This is a genomic window from Candidatus Nitrosarchaeum limnium BG20 (assembly GCF_000241145.1).
GTDB lineage: Archaea > Thermoproteota > Nitrososphaeria > Nitrososphaerales > Nitrosopumilaceae > Nitrosarchaeum > Nitrosarchaeum limnae.
Map to the genome: position 1 here is coordinate 1 of NZ_AHJG01000109.1, position 6,694 is coordinate 6,694.

The 6,694-nt window shown below is 31.4% G+C and carries 5 protein-coding genes; all 5 read right to left on the reverse strand.

The features are described 5' to 3' along the window. Positions 1-223: 223 nt before the first annotated feature. Positions 224-979, reverse strand: a complete 756-nt coding sequence (locus BG20_RS03395; RefSeq protein ID WP_010190950.1) for a hypothetical protein — start codon at positions 977-979, stop codon at positions 224-226. A gap of 260 nt (positions 980-1,239) precedes the next feature. Then, positions 1,240-1,575, reverse strand: coding sequence for a hypothetical protein (locus tag BG20_RS03400; protein WP_010190952.1), 336 nt, complete (start codon positions 1,573-1,575; stop codon positions 1,240-1,242). A 69-nt stretch (positions 1,576-1,644) separates the two neighbouring features. Beyond that, complete coding sequence (locus tag BG20_RS03405; protein WP_133936211.1) at positions 1,645-3,279, reverse strand: hypothetical protein; 1,635 nt, start codon at positions 3,277-3,279, stop codon at positions 1,645-1,647. A gap of 243 nt (positions 3,280-3,522) precedes the next feature. Then, on the reverse strand, positions 3,523-5,847 hold the full coding sequence (locus BG20_RS13965; protein WP_052304762.1) for a CFI-box-CTERM domain-containing protein: 2,325 nt from the start codon (positions 5,845-5,847) through the stop codon (positions 3,523-3,525). Between the two features lie 10 nt (positions 5,848-5,857). Continuing rightward, on the reverse strand, positions 5,858-6,694 hold an 837-nt coding region (locus BG20_RS03415; RefSeq protein ID WP_010190958.1), incomplete at its 5' end, for an integrase.

Here is a 6,694-nt window from a genome sequence, read left to right on the forward strand (position 1 = left end):
CAGCGCCTACGGCGCAATGCACCTTCGGTGAGGAATTAATTAATGGAAGTTCTAAATGATAGAATTCTTTTAGTTTTTTCCTTATAGAATAAAGAATTTTGTATTCATAATTTTTGTTTGGATTGATTTTTCTAGAGAGATAATTACGTTCAGTTTTACTTAGCATGAGAACATAATGAGAAGATAGTATTTAGATTTTGATCAACTATTAAAGAAGAAAAATCTAGTTGGATGTATCTAGATAATCAAGCAGTATCTGACTTCCACCCAATGAGTCTGATTCCGAAGTAATTTTTCCTGTATGAAGATAAACATCAAACCAATATGCCGGAGTGTTTGCACATAAAACATCACTCTTGGTATTCATCATAACGGTGAGTTTATCCTTATTATCCAATTCATCAGATACAGAAACCCATGTTTCGGTGTTAGATTTATCCAACATTACATCAAATCCACACTTATTTGTCAATGCAATCAACATTGCATCTTGCATATCAAGTCCAACATGATCTTTACCTTTGTAAGTCAGAACATATTTTTCAAGTAATTTTTCTGCATGATCATAGTATACTTCTTGTTCATCAGTTTGATACCAACCATTTCCCATTTTAGAAGGAATAATTTCTGATATTTTGCTTGGGAGTTTATTTTTTATTTCTTCATTTACTTTTTCTGGTTTTATATTTACTTCATCATGGGTGAAAGATGCGGATGTAATTCCTACTACAATTAATCCTAAAAATAACAAACCATATCCTTTTAAAATATTTTTAACAATATTGTTTTTTATTATTCCTTTATTCTTTGACACATACAAAATTATCAGTATAGGGATTGTAAATATAATAACTACACCAAATGAGTAAGAAACAGTAGATAATACATGGGGTGCCAAAGAGTCATTAGAACTCAGTATAAGAACAGTGATGGCAATTAACAAAACAAGGGTTATTGGAATAATTATAATTGATTTCATTATTTTTTCAGGTATTTTATGAATTTAAGATTTTTAGTCATGAGTAGAGTCTAAAACACTTATTTCGTGTAATGTTAATTTATGATAATTACCATGCCTTAATTTAGAAACATCTGTACACAAAGGTAATGGAAACAAAAAAGAAGAGAAAAGAAACAGATGAACAGAATAGTTTTGACTATGAACAAGGCTTTAACATCAAAGAAGTGTTTGATCAAGAGTGATACCTCTTAAGAAAAAAGAAAAAAGAGGAAATTACCTTAAGTAATTCTATTTTGGATTTTTATCAAATTTTTGACATTTGGAATTTGTATTAATCTTTTAACATCTCGATCTTCTGAAAATTTTTGCACATCCCACAGAAAATATGGAATGTTTGAATCACTCCAATTATTTTCTAATTCAACTGGATTGTCTTGAAAATATTCAATCATGGAGTTTATGATCTTTCTTGGCCTTGTAGGAATAGGGAGATGTTGGCCTCCGGCCTTGAGATGTCTTCTTTGTGGAGTAAATGATTCATCAAGATCAGATAACGCTCTGTGTTTAGGAAGATTTGAAATCATTAGTTCAATGTCTTGTTGATTGTAAGTCATGATCAAATTATCTATTTTCCAACTAATAAAGTGGCTTCTAGAATCTACACAAATCGACGTTTCGACATTTTAGTTTTTGAAGCTATTTTTAACTAATGCAATGTCGATTCGTGTTACTTGTTTACACAGTTCTTCTACAGAAATAATCTCATCATTTGTATTATAGAACTGATATTCTTCTTTCTCGTATCGACGTATGATGTATTTCTCTAGGCATGATCTTACGCATGATTCATCTAATGTCTTTGTGTCGATTAATGTCGATTCTGTTGTAGCATCCACTTGTTGATATCGTTCAGGAATCCAAAAAATATCTCTGGTCTTGTTGGTAGGATCCTTTGTTCTTTCTAAAAATCCATTCTCCACAAGAGGAATCAGATAAGTTTCCAACAGTTGTTGTCTACTGTATGTTCGTTCTCTATGTTCTTGGTATTGTTCTAAAATTTGTGCTACTGTTTGAACAACCAAATTTTGTCCTTCGACACTCATCTCTTTACCATGTTTTAGAATTGATGGTTTGATCACTTCGTTGTATGCTTGAATCTTGTGGCTTGGAATTCCTGTATTTTCTATGATCAACCTAACTGCATGCTGAACATCGCTTAGATCAGTTACGACATATTTTGTACCTTTTAGTTCCCATTTTGGCCTATTGATTGCATTACATAGAGTGAATAGATTAGATGTTTTCAATAATCTCTTTAGTTGTCTGGATCTATAACCTGAATTGTTAGGAAATTGTTTGTGTATCTCATCAAGAAATGGGTTAAACACAGGTCCATCGATTTTTCTATATCTCTTTAAGGATTGAATAACTGAAGATACCAAAGATTTTGCATATTCAATTTCCTCTTTACTAACAACTAGTTCTTCATATAATTGTCCAGGTAGGCCATATTGATAGGTGACTAGTTCATTACTTTCCTTGTATTTTTGTGGATTTGATCTTAATGAAATTGTCTGAAATCTACTATCAATTTCATTTGTAATGTCAGTTTTAGCCTCGTCTTTTGCTGAAGCATATGATATTGAAGGCTTTCCTTTAAAGATAGTTTTTTGAAGCCTATTAGAACCGGATTGCTTGTTAGTTGTGTTATGTCTAATGAGTTTTGTATCCTGAGAAAGAATCGGTTTGAAGAAATCCCATAATGCTGTGTTTTGATCATCCAGAAATATCAGCCATTTGTTTTTTAGATTTATCAAATTCACTGCTTCTCTTTCAAGTCTTTTTCTTTCTACATCGATTTTCTGTTTACGATCTTTATCCTTTTGTTTGTCTGTGGCATTTTCAGTTTTTTCTTCTTTGGATTCTTTTTCAGTTTCTTCTTTGAGTTCTTTCTCTAATTTTTCTTCAAATAATTTTAGTTTTGAATCAAGTGGAACAAATACTTCTTTTTCTTCTTCAATCATGACTTTTCCATTGTCGTATTTGAACGATGTAGGAGATGCTGATGCTAATTTCAATATATTTTCTAGTGGAAATACATTTGATACTTTTTCCAAGAGATAGGTCTTTCCTTCAGATGTTGGAGCAAAGATTCTCATATGTAGTGGTTCTGCAGTAAATGCAGACAAACCACAAAGTAAAACTCGATAGAGATTATCTTCTTCTTGTTTTACTTCTTTACTTAGAATCCTAATGATTTCTGAAAGGTTGTCGGATTCTGAAACAACATTTTCAGTTTGTTTGTTTATATTTGTCATTGAAAAAGAAAATTTATTTTTATACATAATTATTTTTCAAATCAAATCCCTGATCTAAATGTTTGCATTTTTTCTAACAACATTAAAAATCTAAAATAATTTTTACTTGTATGCATTACGTTATGCAAGATTATAAAGTTTGTTACTTGATTCAGAATTCAGTATAGGATTTTTGTATAATAGTTTTGTATAACGAATTCTCTTATGGAGATAGTATATAGCTTTTACTGTTTCACTATAACATTAGCTAGTTTGTTTTCTTTGAATGTGTGTTTTTATCTTTGAAATTCCAAAGACAGGACCCACAACATAGATTCCAAGATTAAGCAAAATTACAGAAATTCCAAATCCCAATACTTTAGTTTCAGAATCTGCTAGTGTCATTATGGATAAAGTTGAAAGCATTGGAGTTATTGCAATTTTAACAGCCTCTTTGAATACTGGATTTTCACGCTCAAAATCAGCTATTTGCGGTGAAAAAGAGTAGTAGAATTGGTTGAATCCTGACATAAATGATGTACCTGATGCTGTTTGGAGTAGTTGATTATCTCTTAACTCACGTAATTGTTGTACCTGTGGTGCTAACTCACTACCGTAAGTTGCAGTTGCAATAAGACAACCACCACCTTTTTCTGATGCAGTTTTTACATCAGACACAGGTTCTTCAGACACATATTCTACTTTTTCTGGAATAATTTTACATGAAATATAATTAATTGGATTATCTCCAAAACCAGAATCATCTCCAAGTGGATTTCCTGAAATACTGGCATTACAATGATTATTAATTTGTCCAAAATTTATTATTCGATGTTCATTTAAAATTGTACCAAAATTATTTACATTGCTCGTAAAGGCGTTTGATATTTCACCAGTACTGTTAACGGTTATAATTCCTGTATTGTTAAGATTTCCCTGATTTCCAAGTTTTCCTGAAACATGAATTGTACCAAAGTTTTCAATAGCACCAAAGTTAATTATATTACCTAAAACAGTAAGTATTCCATTATTTGTAATAATGCCTTTTGAATTACTTAAAGTAACATCACTAGAAATTGTCAGAATTTTTCCTGAATGAATTGTAAACGAAGAAACAACACAAGTGTTAGATGTTGGATTCCATTTAGAACCTTCAATCATTGTAATACAAGATTTTTCATCTGAAATTACACCTTCACCAGAATGAGGACCTAACGTTTCATTTGAAACGATATTTGATTGTGTATTGAATTGTACTTTGTTTGTATGCATTGCAGTTTGTGCCATTTCTATGTATTGCATACGGCATTTTTGAAGTTCAATCTGCATTTTTTCTTGATTGTTGGTATTTTTAGTAATGGCAAAATACTCACAATCATCTTGAGTCCCTTGTATCTTATCTGCTTGTGATGATGTAAAACCATACATAGGTTCAACTGGACCCAAAGGTCTTCCAATATTTTTCATACATAATAGATAATCATCAAAAACATTATCAATTATATCAGTAACCGTAGAGGAGGTTGCAGTTCCTAACATCTTATCTGCAGTATCAATACAATCTTGCTTTGTTTTTGGCGTTTCTTGTATTTTTTCTTTGGGAACTTCAATGGTTACCTGTGTATTTTTCTTCAATCCGTCATCATTCCCCGATAAAAAAACTTGAACTACATCAGGATTTTCTAAGAAATCTTGTGGGCTTAAAATTGGATAACCGTATTTTGTATCAATTGATTTGATGATATGGGATGTTAGAGATATGTCTTGGATACTAATGTATTTGTCCCAAACAGTGGATTGTAAAACATAATACTTGCCTTTGATACACCATATGCTCTTAGTGTATCCAAGAGATATTTTTATTGTCGTTGTTACAAAGCATGATGCTTTCGGATCTACAAACTGACCATTAGAATATGTAGAGCCTACTGTATCATAGTAGCCTAAAATCTCAGATCTGATTATACATTTTGATTCGTCAACAACATATACTGAGCAGTTCTTGTCATTGGAATTCCAAGAAACTAATTCATTGTTTGGATTATTTTGTTCTTTTCTGAAAGAATTAACTATATTTTTAAAAAATTGTTGTTCACCAGTAGGCTGTTCAGTTTCTACGACGAGTATTCTTTGAGTCATTTCACCATTCGTGTATGTTCTAAGCAACTGTGCTTCAGTAATGCCTGGAATTCCATTAATAGTGTTTTCAGATTGAAAGATGATTTTTGGATCATTAAAACCTGCAAAGAATGAACGCAGTTCGATGAATTTATCATCAGATACATTGGTTTGTTTTTGTGGTATGTTTTTGTTAGATTCAGATGTGCTTTGTGGAAAGTTTTCAAATCCTTGATCTAAAACATTTGCAATCCATTCCATACACCATTTTCCATCTCTAGAATCTCCAGAGAATTCATCGCATTTTAGTAAAACAGTTTGATAACCATAATTCTTTGCCCAACTAGCAGAATAGCCAGTACTATCAGTGAAATCAATTGCAAAAGAATCGGAAATAAAATAATTTCCAAAACTGAAAAACACTATTCCAATAATTGAAAATAAAAATAAGATGTTTGTTGTAAAAATCACTACTTTGGTATTACGTGATATTATTTAACATGGTATGCCAAATCTTAATCCATTTTTTTCTGTGTTGACTCATCATAGGTAAAAAATAATGCCTTTGAGATACATCACCGGTTCTTCCCTGCATAAAATTTGCTAATAATGGATCAATCTTCGTAGCTACTATTGTGTAGTTCAATTTTCTAAGGAATCTTAATTCACATTCTAACTTCTTGAAATGATCATAGTCAAATTTCAAATCTTTATCCATTTTATCATGTAATAACGGATGACAAAAAGTGGCGTTTGCATTCTTTGTTTTTCGATGCCAAAAGATTTCAATTGTTCCATCATGACAGAATTTCTTATGATTTTCAAATACAGTTCTAGCCTCAATGGTACGTAATCCAGAAGTTAACATGAATAAAGCAAAATCAGAGTATAATGGCTCTAATTTTGTAATATTATCTAATACATGATTTATGGATAATTGTTCTTTTGGAAGTTTGTATGTAGTAGAATTCCATTTTATCTCTTTTTTCTTAATCCAAGATGTAAATTTTTCATGAAGGTCAGTATCAAATTTAATATCATGAAACCTGCAAAGATTTCCCATAGTTCTCAGATCATCCTGTTTGTTTCGATCATTTGTTCTGCTTACAAAATTTTCTGTGAAAATAAGATTAACAATGGATGGGCTTCTAAGCCAGATGTACCGTGCATATCTTGTATTTTTGTTAGCATACAACCATTCCTTGTATGTCGTATCGACAGACAATGCACGGAGGCCCTTACTAAAAGCAGTAAGATCTTCCTTACCAGATTTAGTAAGAAAATAATCGTTTTTAGAGGGCTGACCGTAGGTCTGCGC

Bases quoted from the DNA above. Each gene is read 5' to 3' on its own strand.
- BG20_RS03395 (WP_010190950.1), bottom strand. From the start codon at position 979: ATGAAATCAATTATAATTATTCCAATAACCCTTGTTTTGTTAATTGCC.
- BG20_RS03400 (WP_010190952.1), bottom strand. From the start codon at position 1,575: ATGACTTACAATCAACAAGACATTGAACTAATGATTTCAAATCTTCCT.
- BG20_RS03405 (WP_133936211.1), bottom strand. From the start codon at position 3,279: ATGACAAATATAAACAAACAAACTGAAAATGTTGTTTCAGAATCCGAC.